Source organism: Duganella sp. P38 (assembly GCF_050859475.1).
GTDB lineage: Bacteria > Pseudomonadota > Gammaproteobacteria > Burkholderiales > Burkholderiaceae_D > Rugamonas.
The window spans coordinates 4,088,260-4,106,643 of sequence record NZ_CP193936.1; the positions used below are offsets into that span (position 1 = coordinate 4,088,260).

The window sequence follows — 18,384 nt, forward strand, 5'->3', positions numbered from 1 at the left end:
CTGGTGCCGCGACGCTTCACCGTCAACAATGGCAACGGTCCGGCCCAGCCCGACTATCAGGGCAATCCCCGGTTGCGTCCCGAGTTGTCCTGGGGCCTGGATGCGGCGCTGGAGTCGTACTTTGAAGACGAGGCCATGCTCAGCGTTTCAGCCTATGCGCGCCGCATCAGCGACGTGGTGCAGCTCACGCTGTGGCAGGAAAACGGGGTATGGGTCAGTAGCCCGGCCAACGGCGGCGTCGCCCATGTGCACGGCGTGGAGGTGGACGGACGCATGCCATTGTTCATTCCGTGGCGCGCAGGATTCGTCACGGAGGTGCGCGCCAACATCAGCCGCAACTGGTCCCGCGTCGAGGGCACGGCGGGGCAGGATAACCGCCTTCGCAATCAGGCGCCGCTGACGGTCAACCTCGGCGCCGATCTGCGGCTGCCGCGGCAGCTGAACGCAGGTGCGAACTGGCGCCTGACGAGTGGCTGGCGCGCACGTACCGCGCAGTCGCTGACCGAGGAGACCGGCCGGGTACGCGAGCTGGAAGCCTACGCGGGCTGGCCGGCCATCGGCGGCCGAATGCGGCTGGGCGTGGCCAACATGCTGCAATCGCATCGCCAGACCGGCCGCATCTACGACGACGGCCTGTACGCCAGCAGCCGGCTGACGTCGAGCCGGCAGCATCGGCTAATTCGGCTGCAATTTGAAGCGGAGATCAAGTAGGCGGCGCATTACAACGCAGATGCAGCCGCTGCCGCGCGCTCAGGGCGCCAGTCCGCCAGTCCACCAGTCCATTAAGCGCTGAAGTCCGCATCGCCGGCCGCCTCGGCTTCAATTTGCGCGATGCGCTGGTAGTCCTCGCCCGGACGGTGCTGAAACGCCTTGATGTGCAGCGCGTCCATGTGCGCGCGCAATGCCGCCGATGGCGCCAGCAAGGCCGTGCGCAGGCGCTGCCGCTGCTGCGGCGGCACGCCGCGCGCGGCCACCAGCGGCAGGCCGGGCGAGGAAACCGAGTATTGCAGCACGCGGATGCCCTGCAAGCTGTCCGGCGCTTCCTCCAGCAAATAGCCGTAGGTGACGCAATCGATGGCGGCGACGTCCGCCTCGCCTTCCTTCAGCGCGCGCAGGCTGGCCACGTGGGCGCCGGTCCACTTGACCGCGCCGAAAAAGCGGCCTTCGCGCGCCAGCGGCGCGACCGCATGGCGCAGCACGTTCATGCCGCTGTTGGAATGCCGGTCATTGACGGCGGCGGTCAGGCCGCGCGCTTGCGCCAGCGTGGCGACGCCATCGACCGCGCGCGTGACGATGACACTGGAATAATCGCCGCCGGCGCAGCCGGGAAAGTCAAAGCACGGCGTGGCGATCAGGTCGACCACGCCCTTCAGGAACGTCACATAGGGATAGCCGCAAGTCTGCCCCAGCAGCAGGTCGGGCCGGCGCCACAGCGCCGGCAGTTCCGGCTCGCGCAGCAGCGCGGCCTGGCCGCCGAGGCCGGCGTCGGCCAGCACGCGCGCCAGCAAAGCCTCGTACTCGCGTTGCAGGCGCGGCGAGACGTTGTACATCGGTAGTGAAACTATCATGGCATGTGCGGGTGGACCGGCGCGTCGATCGGGCGGAAACCGTAGCGGCGCATCAGCGCACCGTAGCCGTCGATCTGGAAGCCGCCGCTGCGCGCATTATAAGCCTGGCGGCGGGCGCGATACACGCGCGGCAGCAAGTACCACGGCAGCGATGGCAGGTCGTGGTGCACCAGGTGCAGGTTGTTATTCAGATACAGGATGCGGAAGATCAGGCCGGCGTCGTTCAGCACGATGCGCTGCTTGTGGTCCTCGGCCGGACGGTGCTCGTAGTAGGAGCGTATCATCGCCAGCGACTGCGCCGGGTAGGAAATCGCCAGCAGATACCACAGCGCAGGGACGCCGAAGCTGGTTTTCAGCCACCACAGCAGCGCGGCCAGCATGGCCAGGTGGCGCAGCCACACGCCGGCGTCGCGCATGTCGCCGCGCGCCAGCTTGCGGGCGGCGGCGCCCCAGGTGGCGCAGATCGCCAGCGCCGGGCCGACCAGCAGGCGGCCCCAGAACGTTTTGTTCAGCCAGCGCAGCGCACGCAGCGGCGCCGACATCGCCGCCCATTCGGCCGGCGACACATAGGTGCTCTCGGCGTCCAGCGCCGGCACGGTCAGGTCGAAGTCGTTATGGTGGCGCAGATGGCTCTCGCGGTAAATCTCGTAGGGATACCAGACCGCCAGCGGCGCGTAGCCGAACATCCGGTTCAGCCACGGCCACGGCGTCGGGTGGCCATGTATCAGCTCGTGCTGGAGCGACATATACCACGCGCACCACCACACCATCAGCGCGGTGCCGGCGCCGGGCCCCAGCCGCGGCCAGCACGCCAGCGTGCCCAGCCATCCGCCATGAATCGTCAGTATCAGCAGCCAGGTCGGCCACTCGGCGCGCCACAGGGGCCGGTTGCGTTCGGTCGCCACCTCGTTACGCTGCTTGTCGTCTATCCAGGCCTGCATGCTGTCTCCCTTTGCAGGCAGTATAAGCAGGGCTAACTGGACGGAAAACGAATTAAAACAAGCATGTTTATGCGAATTTCGCGTTCCCGCGTAGGTGAGGCAGCGTACAGCCGCAGCCGCAGGTCACGCGCAAAATAAAGTCCATGGATACGCATACCAACATCACCGAGCCACGCAAATACCACCCTGCCGCCCATGCGCTGCACAGGCAGATGGTGGCGGTACGCAGGACGATGTCGGCGGCGACGGTGGAAGAATCGCAGGCGGCCGCGCGCTGGGCGCAGGCGTGGTATCAGCTGGTGCAGCGCAAGCTGGAAGACCTCCAGCATGCGCCGCGTTACCTGCATTAGATCAGGCTGGGGAGTAGCAGCCGCCGGCGCGGCGTTCCATGGCGTGGCGGTCGACGATGGTGACGGTGCCGCGGCGGTATTCGATCAGGCCCTCTTCCTGCAGCTTGCCGGCGCAGCAGGTGATCGATTCACGGCGCACGCCCAGCATGTTGGCGATCATTTCCTGGGTCACTTTCAGTTCGTTCGACAGCGAACGGTCCAGGCGTTCCAGCAGCCAGCGGCACAGGCGCTGTTCGATGCTGCCGTGGCGCACGCCGGCCACGGTCTGGGCCAGTTGGGCAAACAGGGCCGACGTGTGGCGCATCAGTTGCTGGGCCAGCGCGCCGCCGCTGAAGAAGGCCTGGCGCAGCACCGAGGCCTTGATGCGGTAGCCGTAGCCGGCGCTCTGCACCACGGCGCAGCAGTTGGCGCGCTCGTTTTCATACATGGAGACGCCGACCACGCCCTCGCGGCCGACCACCGCCACCTCGGCGGCGCCGCCCTCTTCGGTCACATATTGCAGGGAGATAATAGCGTTGGTCGGGAAATAGGCATATTCCATCGCCTCGCCGGTATCGAACAGGTGCTTGCCCGCTTCCAGCGGCACCAGGTCGAGGTGCACGAACAGATCCAGCAGTTCCTCGCGCGACAGCGCGCGCAGCAGTTCGTTCTGCTGCGCGCCAATCAGGCTGACGGCCGGCGCGGCGCTTTGCTGCATGGCGCGTGGGATGCTGGCGGAAACGGAAGTCTGTTGTTTAGCTGCGTACATGGTGTGCCTCATCTGTTGTATGTGTTGGATGATTAACACTATAGCCCCGCTATGTACGCTCGATTATAGGAGCACTTACACGCCTTATGTAGGCTGGGAACATAGGCGTTTGTCAGCCTGATCCTACGAGGCGGCGCACGTCGCTATCATGATAGCGGTAGCCATAGCTTCCCAGCCGCAGGTGCAGATCGTTGAAAATGACGCCGTGCAGCGGCGCGCCGGCCTGGTTCAGCCGCCGCACCGCTTCGACGATATCGGTCTGGCCGTTGGCGCCGGCGCGCACCACCAGGAACACGGCGCCGGCCCGGGCGCCGAGCACCAGGGCGTCGGCCAGCGCCAGCACCGGCGGCGGATCGAGCAGGATCAGGTCGTAGTCGGCGCCGGCGCGCGCCAGCAACTCGCCGAAGCCGGCATGCAGCAGCAATTCGGCGCGGCTGGACGGCATGCTGCCGGTGGCGATGAAGTCCAGGTTGGCCAGCACCTGGCGCTGGAGCACCTGTTCCAGCGGCGCCGGCATCAGAATCGCCTCGCTCAGGCCGGGCGCATGCGGTACGCCGAAATGGCGGTGCAGGCCGCCGTTGCGCCAGTCGGCGTCGATCAGCAGCACGCGCTGGCCGGCGGCCGCCACCACCGCCGCCAGGTTGGCCGTCAGGAAGGACTTGCCCTGCGCCGGCAAAGGGCTGCTGAGCATGACCGTGTTGTTGCCAAAGCCCGGCAGCGCCCGCAGCAACGCGGTGCGGAACACGCGCAGCGCCTCGATCGCCACGTCGTCCGGCGCGTCGCGGGCCAGCAGCGGCAGCCGGGGCGGCGGGGACTTGCGGCGCGCGGCGCGGTCCAGCGCGGCCTGCGCGCTGCTGTGCGGCACCACCGCGTGCACCACGCCGGCGCCCAGCAATTGCTCGACGCGCTGCGGATCGCGGATGCCGCCGGTCCAGTAATCGCGCGCCATCGCCGCCAGGCAGCCCAGCAGCAGGCCGGCGCCGGCGCCGATGGCGAGGATCAGCGGCCGGTTCGGCCGCAACGGCCGCTCAGGGCCACCGGCGCATCGACCAGGCGCACATTGCTGACCTGCCCGGCCGACACCAGCCGCAGTTGCTGCGCCGTGTTCGACAGCGCCGTGTACAGCTCGGTATTGACCTTGATGTCGCGCGCCAGCCGCGTGGCGTCCTGCTCCAGCGCGGGCAAGCCCTCGATGCGGCGCTGCGCCTCGACGATCTCGCGCTCGACGCCGCGCATCTGCGCCGCCACGCCCTGCACGATCGGATGTTCGCGCGTGTAGCGCGCCAGCAGCTCGGTGCGTTTCTGCTCCAGGTCGGAGCGGCGCTGGCGGGCGGCGGCCACGCGCTGCAGGCTGATCCTGGCTTCCTCGGCCAGATCGACCGTGCCGTGCCGCTGGCGGAAGCGGCTGTACTGGTCTTCCGACTGTTCCAGTTGCGCCTTCAGCTCGGGCAGCTGGGCGTTGAGGAAGGCCAGCGAGCGCTCCGCCTCCTCCACCTTGCGGGCGCGGTTCTGGCGCAGGTATTCGCGGCCGATTTCGGCCAGCGTGGCGCGCGCCTGCTGCGCCTGGGCAGCGCGCAGGCGCACGGCGATGACGCCCGATTGCCGGCCCTGCTCGCTGACGGTCATGGCCTGCTGCACGCGTTCGACCGCCGCCTGCGGCGTTACCCGCACCAGCCGGAAGCGCGTTCCGGGCAGCGCGTGCAGCCGCAGCACCGCCAGCTTCAGCGGACCATGCGCCGTCGCCAGCGACAGCGTGCGGCCGATGCGGCCGGTGGCGGCGATGCCGTACTCGTCATTGGCCAGCTCGTAGTCGCCGCCGGCGCGCGCGGTCAGCACAAAGCCGTGGCCGAGCAACGGCGCCGGCGGCGCGAACTCGCCGATCTCGATCTGCTCGCCGCCCCAGCCATAGCCGCCGTAGCCGAACACGCCGGGCGGCAGCAGCGGCGGCCCGCGCCATTCGCCCAGCCAGCGGCCCAGCAGCGGCAGGTAGCGCGGCGCCGCGTCCAGGTCCAGCCGCAGGCGCAGCACGGCCGGCTCGATCACCGCGCGCGAACGCAGCAGCTCCATCTCCGCCACCGCTTCTTGCTTGGTGTCGAACAGCGACGAGACGTCGTTGAGAATGTTGCGCGAGGCGTTGGGCTTGCCCTCCTCCACATGGAACAGCATGTTGGCCTCGTACACCGGCCGCGCCAGCAAGGCGTACAGGCCGGCGCCGGCGAAACAGGCCAGCGCCACCAGCGCCGCCAGCCAGCGGTGGGCGCGCAGCACATCGAGGTGGTGGCGCAGGTCCAGCGCTTCATCGACGCCAGCGCCGCCGGCGCCACGCTGCGGCAACGGCGCGCCGGCGATGTGCAGCGCCTCGCGCCCGGAACGGAAAATCGAAGGCAAAGGCATGGCTGCCGCCGTCAGCGCGTCGCGCCCACCGCCGACGACAGCGCGCCGGGGAAGATCTGGCTGATGTTGCGGTGCCAGTTGGCCAGCCGCGTGGCCGCCACATACACCACGTCGCGCGGCTCCAGCTCGAACGCCTCGGCCATCGCCAGCGCGCCGGGCGCGCGCGCGTCCAGCTGGAACACCTGCGGTTCGCCGTCGGCGCGCCGCACCACGTAGACCTGGCGGCCATCGCCCTGCGGCGTCAGCCCGCCGGCTTCGCCCATGGCTTCGTTCAGCGTCAGCCGGCCGTCGTGCATGGTCAGCGCTTTCGGCGCCATCACTTCGCCGGAAATGAACACCTTGCTTTCATCGCGCGACGGCACATGCAGCACGTCGCCGTGCTGCAGCATTATCCGCGCCGGATTGACGCCCTGCCGCATCAACTGGGGCAGGTTGAGCGGATGGCGCTGCGCGCCGCGCTCCAGCAGCAGCCGGCTCTGGTCGGCGGACGGCAGCGGGCCGCCAGCGCGGTTCAGCGCTTCCACCAGCGTCATCGGCAAGTCGTTGATCGCCTGCAGGCCGGGCGTCCTGACCTCGCCGGCAATGTAGATGCGCTGGCTGCGGTAGGCCTGCACGCGCAAGGTCACTACCGGGTTGCTGATGTAGCGCGCCAGGCGCGCGGCCAGCAGCGTGCGCGCCTGTTCCTCGGTCATGCCGGCCAGGCGCAGCCGGCCGGCGTAGGGAAACTGCACCAGTCCGTCGTGATCGACGACAAAGCCGGCCGGCGGCACGCCGGACGCGTCCGCTTGCGGCGCGGCTGCGCCGGCCGCCGCCGCCGGCGCCCCCGCGCCCAGTTCCGGATGGTCCCAGACGACGATGGTCAGGATGTCGCCGTGGCCGATGCGGTACGGCGCCGGCGCGTCCGCCAGCAGGCCGCCGACATCCTGGCGGTCGCGCTGCGCGCGCCGCAGCTGCTCGGCCTGTAGCCATGCGGGACTGATCTGCCGCACCGCGACCGGCGCGCCGGCCTCGGCGCCCGTCACCTGCGCCATATAACCCTGGCTGCCGGCGCAACCGCCCAGCAGCAATAACAGACTCAAGACGATGCGCATGCCGCCCTCCCGTTGACCCGACCAAGGCTAGCGGCGCGGCGGCGCGCGCGCCTGCGCTGCGTCAAGCGTACACCGGGAACTCCTCGTTCCTGGCAGACACAAGCAGTAACATTTTCCCTACGTAAAAATAATTCCTTTCCGGCCGGAACAAACGCATTTGATCCAAGTCAAAACCTGTCCATTCATCGAGATAAGGAAGGAACTTCTATGTTCAAACGAATTCAATTCCAGGCGATGCTGCTCAGTTCCACGCTGCTGGCCGCCTGCGGCGGCGGCAACGGCGCCCCGGCGCGGCGCAGGCGGACCAATTGGCAGCGGCCACCGTTACCGACCCGGGAGTCACCGCCGTGGAAACAGTCAGCACCACGCCCGTCGCCGCCGCCGCCGCAGCCGCCACTGGCGCCGTCAACCTGGCCTTGTACAAGCCGGTCAGCGTGTCGTCGGCGGAAAGCGGCGCCACCGGCGGCGCCCAGGCTGTCGACGGCCAGGGCAACACGCGCTGGAGCTCGCAGTTCAGCGATGCGCAATGGATCAAGGTCGACCTCGGCGCGGTCAGCAACATCAACCACGTCACGCTGCAATGGGAAGGCGCTTACGCCAAAAGCCATACGCTGCAAACCTCGACCGATAACGTCAACTGGAAGACGGTGTACAGCAACGGCAATGGCAGCGGCGGCACCGAAGAGGCGCGCTTCACCGCCACCGGCGCGCGCTGGGTGCGTATGAACGGCATCCGCCGCGCCACGCCATGGGGCTATTCGCTGTATGAGCTGAAAGTGTTCAACGACGCCGGCGCCACGCCGGCCAATCCGCTGCCGACCGACGCCATCTTCGCGCCGGGCAGCTTCTGGTACCGGGAGATCCCGAAGACGGTGGCGCTGCACGCCAACTCGGCCGGCTTCGTCGCCGACTTCCTGCGCCAGGTGCGCACCTACTACGGCAACGTCACCATCAACACCACGTCCTACGCCAGCCCGCTGTTCCAGCCGGCGGCCGGCACCGGCGCCAGCAAGGTGACGCAGTGGGACTGCCAGCACAAAGGCTATCTGGACGCCAGCCTGGCGCAGCAATGGGCCAGCGTGCCGATGCCATCCTACGCCACGCCGTCCGACGGCACCGACGGCGAGATGAGCATCTACCAGCCGTCCAGCAATACGCTGTGGGAATTCTGGCAGACGCGCAAGGTCAACGGCCAGTGGCAGGCGTGCTGGGGCGGCCGCATGGACAATGTCGCGGCCAGCAGCGGCATCTGGCCGCCGGGCTATGGCACCACCGCCACCGGCCTGCCCTTCATCGGCGGCCAGGTCACGGCCGAGGAGCTGCGTCGCGGCGAGATCCGCCACGTGATCGGCATCGCGCTGGTGGACCTGGAACGGGCCGGCGTCTACTCGTGGCCGGCCAACCGGTCGGACGGCTACAATCCCGGCAATGCCGCCAACCGCATTCCGGAAGGCACGCGCTTCCGTCTCGACCCCAACCTGAACGTGGACAGCCTCAACCTGCATCCGGTGGCGCGCACCATCGCCAAGGCGGCGCAGAAGTACGGCTTTGTGGTGTGGGACAAGGCCGGCGCGATATCGCTGCGGGTGCAGAATCCCAAGTCCTACACCGCGCTCGGGCAGGCCGATCCGTACGTGGCGCTGTTCAACGGCACGCCGAACTACGCGCTGCTCAACGGTTTTCCATGGGATAAGCTGCAATTCCTGCCCAAGGACTACGGCAAGCCCTGACGCCGGCGCGGGCGCGGCGCCCAGCGCGCCCAGGCGGACGACAGCAGCAGCACCGCCGCGAACGGCAGGCCGTGCACCAGGTAGCGCACGGCCAGCCGGCGCGGCTCCTGCCACAGCCGGCAGACCCATTCCAGGCCGGCCCGCTGCGCCCAGCGCGGCGCGCGCCGCAGCCGGCCCGCCAGCAGGCTGAAGCTGATGCCGACGCCGATCCACCAGGTGCGCGGGAACTCCGGCCGCAAGGCGGCGATCAATTCATCCTGCTTCGGACAGCCGAGCGCGACATAGACGATATCCGGCTGCGCCCGCTGCAAGGCCTGGCGCAACGCCGGCAGATGGGCCGGGTCGCGCTCGAAGCCGTGCGGCGGATACCAGGTGCCGGCCAGGCGCAGGCCGGGGCACAGGCGGCGTAGCTGGCAGCCGGCCTGCTCGGCCATGCCGTGGTCGCCGCCGATCAGGAACACCGAATGGGCGTGGCGGCCGGCGCGCGCGCTCAGCGTCAGGATCAGGTCGGAGCCGGCCACGCGCTGCGGCAGCGGCAGGCCTTTCAGCGCGCTGGCCCAGACCAGCGGCATGCCGTCGGCGACGAACACGGTGGCTGGCCGCACCAGTTCGCGGAAGCCGGCGTCGACCACGTGACGGCGCAAAATATCCAGGTTGGCGGTGACGATCCAGCCGCCGCGCCGCGCGGCCAGAGCGCGCAGCACCAGGTCGATGCAGCCGGCTTCGTCGATGCGCGCCAGCGGCATGTGGAATAGAGCTACTGTTTCGTGTGGTGTATCCATGGTCCCTCCCTCTTGTGGCCTAGCGCCACGTTAGGCCGGCGGTATCCGCCACGCTTGATCCCTGCCAATGCGGCATGAGGAACCAAACGGCGGCCGCAGTAGCGCCGCGCGCGCTTGCCTGAACGCATGCGCGGAGCGTCTGCGCTGCGTCAAACAAAGCGTTTGATGCGCGGCATAAGATGCTCATATCGCCAGCCACCGGAGACCGTCATGCCGCGTTTTTCTCGTTCTTTCCGGGTGGCGCCATGACGCTGGCCGCCAGCGTGCGCTGGATTGCTGTGGCGCAGGCGGCGCGCTTCGCGTCGCAAATGCTGAGCCTGGTCGTGCTGGCGCGCCTGCTGCCGGCCGATGCTTACGGCCTGATGGCGATGGCGATGACGGTCACCAACTTTGCCTTCCTGTTCCGCGACCTCGGCACCATGGCGGCCATCATCCAGCGGCCGCGCGTACCGGCGCTGCTCAAGCATTCGCTGTACTGGCTGAACCTGGGGCTGGCGCTGCTGCTGGCGTTGCTGCTGGCGGCGCTGGCGTCGCCGCTGGCGCACGCCTACCGCGATCCGCGCCTGGCCGCCGTGCTGATGGCCCTGGCGCTGGTGTTTCCGTTGTCGGCGCTGGCGTCCGTGCAGCAGGCGCTGCTGGAACGCGAATCGCGCTTCCGCCTGCTGGCGCGCATCGAGACGCTCAGCGCGCTGGGCGGCGTGGCGGTGGCGCTGGCCGCCGCCAGCCATGGCGCCGGCGTGTGGAGCCTGGTGTGGCAGATGCTGGCGGCCACCGGGCTGGCGTCGTTGCAGTTGCTATGGGCGTCGCCGTGGCGGCCGCGATGGCGTTACAGCTGGCGCGCGTTGCGGCTGATGCTGGACTTCAGCGGCCACTTTGCCGCCTTCCAGTTCCTCCACTACTTGCAGCGAAATGCCGACAGCATGCTGATCGGCCGTCTGCTGGGCCCCGCGCTGCTTGGCGTGTATGCGATGGCGTTCAAGATTGTGCTGTCGCCATTGCAGCACATCAGCTGGGTCGCCTCGCGCGCGCTGGTGCCGGCGATGAGCCGCTGTCAGCATCAGCCCGAACGCCTGGCCGAACTGTACCAGCGCGCCAGCGGCATGACGGCGTTGCTGACCGCGCCGTTGATGGCCGGCCTGTACGCGCTGCGCGAACCATTCGTGCTGCTGGTGCTCGGGCCGGCGTGGAGCGCGCTGGTTGCGCTGGTGCCTTGGCTGGCGGCGCTGGGGCTGATTCAGGCGCAGGCGGCGATCCCCGGCGCGGTGCTGCTGGCCCAGGGACAGGCGCGGTGCATGCTGCGGCTTGGATTGCTGTCGGCGCTGCTGCAACTGGCAGGCTTTGTGCTGGCGTTGCGCTGGGGACTGCCTGGTATGGTGGCGGCGTATTGCGTCACCAGCCTGCTGTCGCTGCTGCCGCTCAGCGGGTACGCGCTGGCCGGCCTGCCCCTGCGCGCGCTGGCCTTGCTGGCGGAAATCACCCGGCCGGTCGCCGCCGCGCTGGTGATGCTGGTGGCGGTGGCGGCGCTATACGCGCGGTTGCTGGGCGGCGGCGCCGGCATGGCAGCGGCGTTCTGGACCTGCGTAGCCGCCGGCGCGCTGGTCTACGCCGCCATCTTGCTCGCCATGCGCGTGCCACAGCTGGACAACCTCTGGCCCCTGCGCGGAGCGCGGCCATGAGCGCGACGCCAGAATCGGCAGTCCCGACGCCTGCCGCAGCGGCGGCAAACGAAGCGACGCTTGCCGAGGCGGACGAGGCAACGCTGCCGTTAGCGGACGGCGCAGTGCTTGCGACGGCCGACGCGACTACGGCGCGCGCGGCACGGCGAACGGTGGCGGGAAACGACGCTGGGCCGGCCATCTCGGTCATCATCCCGGTCTACAACGGCGCCACGCTGGTAGGCCAGGCCATCGACAGCGCGCTGGCGCAAACGCTGGCGCCGCTGGAAGTGATCGTGATCGACGACGGCTCCGCCGATGGCACCTCCGCCGTGCTGGCCAGCTACGGCCCGCGCATCCGCCACCTGACCATTGCGCATGGCGGCGTCTCGCGCGCGCGCAACGCCGGCATCGCCATCAGCCACGGCGCGCTGCTGGCGTTCCTGGACGCCGACGACATCTGGCATCCCGACAAGCTGGCGCGGCAGGCCGCCGCCATGGCGCAACACCCGCAGGCCGGCCTGTGCTGCTGCGACTATCAGGTGCTGCACCGCGAACGCGACACCCTCGTCAGCCATTTCGCCGCCGCCCTGCCCCTGGCCGGCCTGCCGTCCCAGCCGGGCCTGCTGGTCACAGCGCTGCCAGCCCTACTGAGCTGCAACTTCGTCGGCACCGCCTCGAACGTCATGCTGCGCCGCCCGCTGACCGCGCTGACCGGCGGCTTCGACCCGCAGCTGCGCCAGGCCGAAGACTACGACTACTGGCTGCGCTGCGCCCTGCACGCCCCCATCCTGGTGCTACCGGAACTCCTGCTGGAAAAACGCAGCCACGACGCCAACCTCACCGGCCACGCGCTGGAAACCGAGCAATACCACGAACAGGTGCTGCTGAAATGGCGCGCCAGCGGCCTGCTGCCGGAACACGCCCGGCCGCTGCTGCCGGCGGCGCTGAGCAGGGTCCGCTATCGCATCGCCCGTCAGCATTCGCTCGGCGGCCGGGCCGGCGGCGCGCTGCGCTACTGCCTGCGCGGCTGGAACGCCGACCACAGCTTCGACAACCTGCGCATGGCCGCGCGCACCCTGGCGCGCTGCCTGCTGCACCTGCTGGCGGCGCGCCGCCAGGCGCCGGGCGCATAGGAGACGGCATGGCGCGCATCGACGTCCTGCTGCCCGTGCGCAACGGCCTGCCCTACCTCGGCGCGGCCATCGCCAGCATCCGCCGCCAGAGCGTGCGCGACTGGCGGCTGCTGATCCTCGACCACGGCTCCACCGACGGCAGCCGCGAAGTAGCCGAGCGCCATGCCGACGCCGACCGCCGCATCGAAGTGCACGACGGCGCCTACACCAGCGGCCTGGCCGAACTGCTCAATTTCGGCCTGGCGCGCTGCGACGGCCGCTACGTGATGCGCCACGACGCCGACGACCTCTGCCTGCCCGACCGCATGGCGCAGACGATGGCCGGCTTCGCCCAGCATCCGGGCATGGCCGTCATCAGCGGCCAAGCCGAGCTGATCGACGCCAGCGACGCCAGGATCGGCCAGCTCAGGCTGCCGATCGGCAGCGCCCGCCTGACCGCTGCCAGCCTGTTCCGCAATCCAATCTCGCATCCGGCGCTGACCATGGACCGGGCGCAGATCGGCCGCCTCGGCGCCCAGTACGGCCGCGATTTCCTCGGCATGCTGCCGGACGAACAGCAGCCGCAGGTGGACGGCCTGGCCGAGGACTACCTGATGTTCGGCCAGCTCGCGCTGCTGGGCCTGTGCGTCAACCTGGGCCGGCCGCTGATCCGCTATCGCTGGCACGCGGCCAACGTCAGCAGCATGCGCACGCGCGAACAGGTCCGGCTGTCGCTGCGCATCTCGCGCTACCTGGCGCGCGCCTTCTGCCGCATCCACGCACTGCCGGACTTCGACCCGGCGCCGTTCTGCAACCATGGCGGCCAGTTGCTCGACCTGCCGGACGGCCCCGACTTCGACGCCCAGTTCCACGTCATCGCCGGCGCGCTGCGGCGCGGGCTGGGCGCATCGTCGCAGCTGGAACGCGAACTGCGCTACCGCCACACACTGGCCAGGCGCAGTCTGCCATGCATGCTGCTGCGCTACGCGCATTTCCGCCGCCAATACCCGGCCGAAACCGGCGAATGGCTGACCTTGCGCTCCTGGCTGCTGCGGCGACTGCCGGGCCGGGCATTGCTGAAAGCAGCCTGAATGACGCCGTACGCGCCGCCGCTGCCATCGGTGCGCCAGCCCGGCTGGGCGATGCGCTTGTGCGCCGTCCTGCTGCTGCTGCGCGCCAGCTGCGACCCGCTATTGGACGAACTGCGCGACCGGGGCGGCGGCATGGGCCCCGGGGCGCTGCTGAACGCGCTGATGCTGCTGGCGGCGCTGCGGCTGGCCCTGCTGCGGCCGTACCCGCTGGCGGCGATTGTGTTGCCGGCGTGGGGGCCATTCCTGCTGGCCGGGCTGGCGTCGGCGGCAGTGGCGCCGGACACCGCCGGCGCGCTGCGGCTGGCGCTGGTGCAAGCCTCGTACTGCGCCGCCTATGCGCTGCCGTTCTGGCTGATCCGCGACGCCCGCGCGCGGCTGCGCTGGCTGCGACTGCTGCTCTGCTCATCGCTGCTGCCGGCCTGCTGGGCACTGGCCGAGCTGGCGCACGCAGAGGCCGGCCAGCGCCTGCAAGCCACTTTCAGCCACCCGAACATCTTCGCCTTCTATCTGCTGCTGATGGTGGCGCTGCTGCTGTACCTGCTGCGTGTGGCGCAACCGGCGCCACTGGCGCGGCGGCTGATGTGGTTCTACATGCTGCTCCTGCTGATACTGCTGGTGCTGACGCGGACCCGTAGCGCCTGGGCCGGCTGCATGACGCTGTTCATCGTCTACGGCTTGCTGGTCGAACGCCGCTTCCTGCTGTACGCGCTGGTCGCGCCCGCGCTGTTGCTGCTCAACGAAGACGTGCGCCTGCGCCTGGCCGACATCGCCGCCGGTGCCTATGACGCGCAGGGGCAGCTGAACTCCTATGCCTGGCGCGTGCTGCTCTGGCGGGCCGGGTTGAACTGGATGGATGGCCTGCACTGGCTGCATGGCTACGGGCTGGAATCGTTCCGCTTCTATTCGCCGCGCTTTTTCCCGCTGCCGGGACAGGACAGCTGGGACCCGCACAACGTCTACGTCCAGCTGTATTTCGAGACAGGCGTGCTGGGATTGACTGCCTACGGCTGGCTGTTCTGGCGCGTGTTGCACCGGCTCTGGCTGATGGCGGCCAGTTGGGCGGCGGCGGTGATCGTAATAGCGACCGTGCTGGCCTACATCCTGACGTCGTGGTCGGACAATATGCTGTACTACCTGTCGTTCAACTGGTATTTCTGGTTTTTTGCCGGCAGTTTTTCGGTGAGGGAGCGATGATGCTGGTGTACGTGTTGAATCAGTATCCCAAGACCAGCCATAGCTTCATCCGCCGTGAAATCCGCGAGCTGGAGCGGCAGGGCTGGCAGGTGCGGTGCTTCGCGCTTCGGCGCAGCAAAGAGCCGCTGCCCGACCCGGCAGACCAAGACGAGGCGCAACGCACATGCTATCTGCTCGGCGAGCATGCGGCTGGCACAGCGCTGCGCCTTGCCGTGGCCGGGCTGGTGCTGCTGACGCGCCATCCGCGCCGCTTCCTGCGCGCGGCCATGCATGCGCTGCGGCTGGGCTGGCGCGCGCAACGCCCGCTCGCCTATCACCTGGTATATCTGCTGGAGGCCTGCCAACTGGCGCGGCTGCTGCGTGATGTGGGTGGGCGTCACCTGCATGCGCATTTCGGCACCAATGCGGCCGAGGTGGCGATGCTGGGCGCCATGCTGGTCCGGCTTCCCTACAGTTTTACCGTTCACGGGCCCGAAGAGTTTGATGATGCCGGCGGTTGGAAGCTGGAGGAAAAGATACGGCCGGCGGCGTTTGCGGTGGCGGTCAGCAGCTATGGTCTCAGCCAGTTGTACCGCATCCTGCCGCATGGCGAGTGGGGCAAGCTGCGGCTGGTGCGCTGCGGAGTGGATGCGTCATATGGCGCCACGCAGGCGGCGCCGTTGCCGCACGCACCGCGACTGGTTTGCGTCGGCAGGCTGTGCCCGCAGAAGGCGCAACTGCTGCTGGTGGAGGCGGTTGCACGTCTGCGGGCGGTGGGCGTTTCTATGCAACTGGTGCTGGCCGGCGATGGCGAGTTGCGCGAGGCGTTGCGCGCGCAAGTCGCCCGGCTTGGTGTGCATGATTCGGTGCGCATCACGGGCTGGCTCAGTGGCGAAGAGGTGCGCGCTGAAATTCTGGCTGCGCGCGCGCTGGTTCTGCCGAGTTTTGCAGAAGGTTTGCCGGTGGTGCTAATGGAAGCGATGGCGTTGGGGCGGCCGGTCGTCAGCACATATATCGCTGGCATTCCGGAGCTGGTGATGCCAGGTTGGAATGGCTGGCTCGTGCCGGCAGGCGATCTGGACGCGCTGACGCGGGCCTTGGAAGACGTCTGCCGCACGCCGCTGGCAGACATGGCCCGCATGGGCGGACGGGGGCGCGATATCGTGCTGCGGCGTCACAACCTGGCGCATGAGGTCCGGGAACTGGGGTGTCATTTCGAGCGCAGCATCGCCATCGGGAGCCCATCATGACCGCGACGCTGTTTTCGCTGCCGATGCTGCTATGTCTCCCGCTACTGGTGCTGTACGTGCCGGTGCTGCTGTTGTGCGCGCAGTTGTTGGCCGCATTGCCAGCGGGTCGGCGCGGCACGCCGTTATTGGTCGAGCGCGCGCCGCTGGCCATACTGGTGCCGGCGCATAATGAAGCGTCCGGGATTCTTGGCACATTGCGGGCGATCCAGCGCCAGATGACGCCGGCGGACCGGCTGATCGTCGTCGCCGATAATTGCAGCGACGACACCGCGGCCGTTGCCCGCGCCGCCGGGAACGTCACGGTCATCGAGCGCAATGAACCCGGAGTGCGCGGCAAAGCATGCGCGCTGTCGTTCGGCCTGCATTGGCTGGCACGGTGGCCGGCCGCGATCGTTATCTGCATCGATGCGGACTGCACGCTGGGTCCTCAAGCGCTGACCTGGCTTGCCCATCGCTGCCATACCAGCGGACGCCCCGCGCAAGGCCGCTACCTGATGCACAACCGCCCCACAGCCGCCCACAACGAATCAGGCGCACGCAGCCCATCGGGAACACGCAGCGCGCAGAGCATAGGTGGCCCGGATAGCGCGGCTGGAACCGAAGGTGCCAATGACGCGGATGGCGCGAAGCACGCGGACGGCGCCGACGGTGCGAGTGCTGCGATGCGCGTGGACTGCGCCGACAGTGCGTGTGGCACGCTGCGCGTGGACGGTGCCGCCGATGCGGGTGGCGCGCTGCGCGTGGACTGCGCCGACGGTGCAGGTGGCGCGATGCGCGCGGACGGTGCGGGCAGCATGGAGGGGGCGCGGTGGGGAGCAGCGGAGTTTGCCTGGCGCGTCAAGAATGGGCTGCGGGCGCTGGGCCGCGAGCGGCTGGGCATGGCCTGCCAGCTGACCGGCAGCGGCATGGCCTTCCCGTGGACCGCGCTGCAAGCGGTCGAGCTGACCAACCATCTGGCCGAAGACCTCGCGCTCGGCCTCGCGCTGGCAGCACACGGTCACGCGCCGGTGTACTGCCACGAAGCCATCATCCACAGCAATTTCGCCAGCAACGCAGAAGGCGCGCGCGCACAACGCACCCGCTGGGAACATGGCCATCTGCATCTGCTGACCCGCCATGCGCCGCGTCATCTGCTCAACGCAATCCACCGGCGCGACTGGCGCTATGCCTCGCTAGCGCTCGACCTCTGCATCCCGCCCCTCAGCCTTCTGCTGGTGCTGACCGCCCTGGCCAGCCTCGCCCCGCCGCTGACATGGCTGATCGCCAGCCAAGCCTGGCCCTGGCTGATGCTATTACTACCGCTGACCATCCTGCTGCTGTCCCTGCTCGCCAACTGGGCCCTGCACGGCCGCGACCTGCTGCCAGCGCGCCGGCTGGCCAGCATCATCATCTACGTCTGCGGAAAAATCCCACTCTACCTGCGTCGCCGCCAGCGCGACTGGATCCCCACACGCAGGGACTAAGCCTTAGAGCCGCGCGCCGGTCAGGCCCTCATACGCGCTACTGAACCATCGTGTCGACAACATCATCGCCCGCTCATAGCCCGCCAGCCGCACCCTGCCGGGGCGCGGGCCAGCCGGCCGCTCAGGCAAGCCCTCTTCCAGCTTCAACAGCAGATCAGGATAATTCAGACCCGCCCGCTCGGCATACAGCAACGAGGCCCAAAAGCGCGGATTCAGCTCCAGAATAAAGTAACTGTCGAGCGAAGGATCGTAACGCAAATCCAGATGCCCGACGCCGCTGTACCCACAAGCATCCACAAACCGTTCCACATACTCGCGCACCCGCACGCTCGAATAAAACGTCCGCTCACCGCGCCGCGTATGGCGGAACACCGAGCAAGCCGCCAATCTGCCATGACGCGCCAGGAACGATGCCCCGACATCCCAGCCCGGCACGAATGTCTGCGCGATCAACGGATAGCCGGCCGCCAGCCGGCCACGCGCCAAGGTGCGCTCCAGCGTTGCGCGGCTGCGGTGCATCTGGAAGCCGACACTGGCCCAGCGGTCCAGCGGCTTGGTGATGATCGGATACAGCAGCGGATGGGCCAACAGCCCCTGCGCATCCTCCACGCGCACACTGTCGGGCGCCGGCAAGCCGGTCGCCATCAGCAGCCGCGTCAAATTCCATTTGTTGTGCAAGGTCGTGATGGTGGACGCGCTTGGCACCGCGCAAGCCGGAATGCGGGCAGACGCGGGCGCATGCGCCAGCAACAGGGCCGTATCGTAATCCGCGCCCAGCACCCGATCGATGCCCTCGCTATCGCACACCTGCCGCACCTGCGCCAAGGCCGAAATATCGAGTGGCGCGCCGTCCCGCAGCAGCCCCTGCCAGCGCCGGTAGCGCGCACAGTCGCCAGTCCACATCATCGGCGAGCAGGCATGCCAGGCCAGCACCACCGGCGCGCGGCCGGCGCGGCGCAGACAGCGCGCCACCGACCACGTCAGTGACGGCACCACGCCCAGCAGCAATACCGTAGGATAAGGGGCGGCCATG

The 18,384-nt window shown here is 68.8% G+C and carries 17 protein-coding genes; 9 read left to right on the forward strand and 8 right to left on the reverse strand.

All coding sequences use genetic code 11. The features are described from left to right. Nucleotides 1-3 precede the first annotated feature (3 nt). A complete protein-coding gene (locus ACRQ5J_RS18915; protein WP_432378859.1) occupies nt 4-711 on the forward strand; it encodes a TonB-dependent receptor domain-containing protein in 708 nt (235 codons plus the stop codon). A gap of 71 nt (nt 712-782) precedes the next feature. Here ACRQ5J_RS18915 and ACRQ5J_RS18920 read toward each other — a convergent pair whose 3' ends face one another. Next, nucleotides 783-1,568 carry a phosphate/phosphite/phosphonate ABC transporter substrate-binding protein gene (locus ACRQ5J_RS18920; RefSeq protein WP_432378861.1) on the reverse strand — a complete coding sequence of 262 codons (786 nt, stop codon included), beginning with the start codon at nt 1,566-1,568 and terminating at the stop codon, nt 783-785. After that, the gene (locus ACRQ5J_RS18925; protein WP_432378863.1) at nt 1,565-2,509 is read right to left on the reverse strand and encodes a fatty acid desaturase; all 945 of its coding nucleotides are present in this window, start codon (nt 2,507-2,509) and stop codon (nt 1,565-1,567) included. Before ACRQ5J_RS18925 ends, ACRQ5J_RS18920 begins: the two co-directional genes overlap by 4 nt. Before the next feature lie 143 nt (nt 2,510-2,652). Here ACRQ5J_RS18925 and ACRQ5J_RS18930 point away from each other — a divergent pair, with 143 nt between their 5' ends. Next, complete coding sequence (locus ACRQ5J_RS18930; protein ID WP_432378865.1) at nt 2,653-2,859, forward strand: hypothetical protein; 207 nt, start codon at nt 2,653-2,655, stop codon at nt 2,857-2,859. Between the two features lies 1 nt (nt 2,860). Here the strand turns inward: ACRQ5J_RS18930 and ACRQ5J_RS18935 are convergent, their stop codons facing one another. The 4 genes from ACRQ5J_RS18935 to ACRQ5J_RS18950 all read right to left on the reverse strand — a co-directional run bounded on the left by ACRQ5J_RS18935 (nt 2,861) and on the right by ACRQ5J_RS18950 (nt 7,092). Next, entirely contained in the window at nt 2,861-3,607 is a 747-nt protein-coding gene (locus ACRQ5J_RS18935; RefSeq protein WP_432378867.1) for a Crp/Fnr family transcriptional regulator, read from the reverse strand. Nucleotides 3,608-3,719: 112 nt separating this feature from the next. After that, complete coding sequence (locus ACRQ5J_RS18940) at nt 3,720-4,628, reverse strand: polysaccharide biosynthesis tyrosine autokinase (protein WP_432378868.1); 909 nt, start codon at nt 4,626-4,628, stop codon at nt 3,720-3,722. After that, on the reverse strand, nt 4,607-6,001 hold the full coding sequence (locus tag ACRQ5J_RS18945; protein ID WP_432378870.1) for a GNVR domain-containing protein: 1,395 nt from the start codon (nt 5,999-6,001) through the stop codon (nt 4,607-4,609). Before ACRQ5J_RS18945 ends, ACRQ5J_RS18940 begins: the two co-directional genes overlap by 22 nt. Nucleotides 6,002-6,012: 11 nt before the next feature. After that, the gene (locus ACRQ5J_RS18950; RefSeq protein ID WP_432378872.1) at nt 6,013-7,092 is read right to left on the reverse strand and encodes a polysaccharide biosynthesis/export family protein; all 1,080 of its coding nucleotides are present in this window, start codon (nt 7,090-7,092) and stop codon (nt 6,013-6,015) included. A 347-nt stretch (nt 7,093-7,439) separates the two neighbouring features. Between ACRQ5J_RS18950 and ACRQ5J_RS18955 the strand changes: the two genes are divergently transcribed. Continuing rightward, complete coding sequence (locus ACRQ5J_RS18955; RefSeq protein WP_432378874.1) at nt 7,440-8,822, forward strand: discoidin domain-containing protein; 1,383 nt, start codon at nt 7,440-7,442, stop codon at nt 8,820-8,822. Here ACRQ5J_RS18955 and ACRQ5J_RS18960 read toward each other — a convergent pair. Next, a complete protein-coding gene (locus ACRQ5J_RS18960) occupies nt 8,807-9,604 on the reverse strand; it encodes a WecB/TagA/CpsF family glycosyltransferase (protein WP_432378876.1) in 798 nt (265 codons plus the stop codon). The two genes, ACRQ5J_RS18955 and ACRQ5J_RS18960, sit on opposite strands and share 16 nt — an antisense overlap. Nucleotides 9,605-9,849: 245 nt before the next feature. Between ACRQ5J_RS18960 and ACRQ5J_RS18965 the strand changes: the two genes are divergently transcribed. The 6 genes from ACRQ5J_RS18965 to ACRQ5J_RS18990 are packed head-to-tail and all read left to right on the forward strand — an operon-like array spanning nt 9,850 to nt 17,351. After that, nucleotides 9,850-11,280 carry a lipopolysaccharide biosynthesis protein gene (locus ACRQ5J_RS18965; RefSeq protein ID WP_432378877.1) on the forward strand — a complete coding sequence of 477 codons (1,431 nt, stop codon included), beginning with the start codon at nt 9,850-9,852 and terminating at the stop codon, nt 11,278-11,280. Continuing rightward, entirely contained in the window at nt 11,277-12,395 is a 1,119-nt protein-coding gene (locus tag ACRQ5J_RS18970) for a glycosyltransferase family 2 protein (protein ID WP_432378879.1), read from the forward strand. Before ACRQ5J_RS18965 ends, ACRQ5J_RS18970 begins: the two co-directional genes overlap by 4 nt. 8 nt (nt 12,396-12,403) lie before the next feature. Then, the gene (locus ACRQ5J_RS18975) at nt 12,404-13,465 is read left to right on the forward strand and encodes a glycosyltransferase (protein WP_432378881.1); all 1,062 of its coding nucleotides are present in this window, start codon (nt 12,404-12,406) and stop codon (nt 13,463-13,465) included. Continuing rightward, complete coding sequence (locus ACRQ5J_RS18980) at nt 13,466-14,659, forward strand: O-antigen ligase family protein (protein ID WP_432378882.1); 1,194 nt, start codon at nt 13,466-13,468, stop codon at nt 14,657-14,659. Further along, entirely contained in the window at nt 14,659-15,888 is a 1,230-nt protein-coding gene (locus tag ACRQ5J_RS18985; RefSeq protein WP_432378884.1) for a glycosyltransferase family 4 protein, read from the forward strand. The genes ACRQ5J_RS18980 and ACRQ5J_RS18985 overlap by 1 nt, the downstream gene beginning before the upstream one ends. Continuing rightward, on the forward strand, nt 15,885-17,351 hold the full coding sequence (locus tag ACRQ5J_RS18990) for a glycosyltransferase family 2 protein (RefSeq protein WP_432378886.1): 1,467 nt from the start codon (nt 15,885-15,887) through the stop codon (nt 17,349-17,351). The genes ACRQ5J_RS18985 and ACRQ5J_RS18990 overlap by 4 nt, the downstream gene beginning before the upstream one ends. A gap of 3 nt (nt 17,352-17,354) precedes the next feature. On the opposite strand, the gene ACRQ5J_RS18995 is transcribed toward ACRQ5J_RS18990, so the two are convergent. After that, nucleotides 17,355-18,383 carry an ATP-grasp domain-containing protein gene (locus ACRQ5J_RS18995; protein ID WP_432378887.1) on the reverse strand — a complete coding sequence of 343 codons (1,029 nt, stop codon included), beginning with the start codon at nt 18,381-18,383 and terminating at the stop codon, nt 17,355-17,357. Between the last annotated feature and the right edge of the window lies 1 nt (nt 18,384).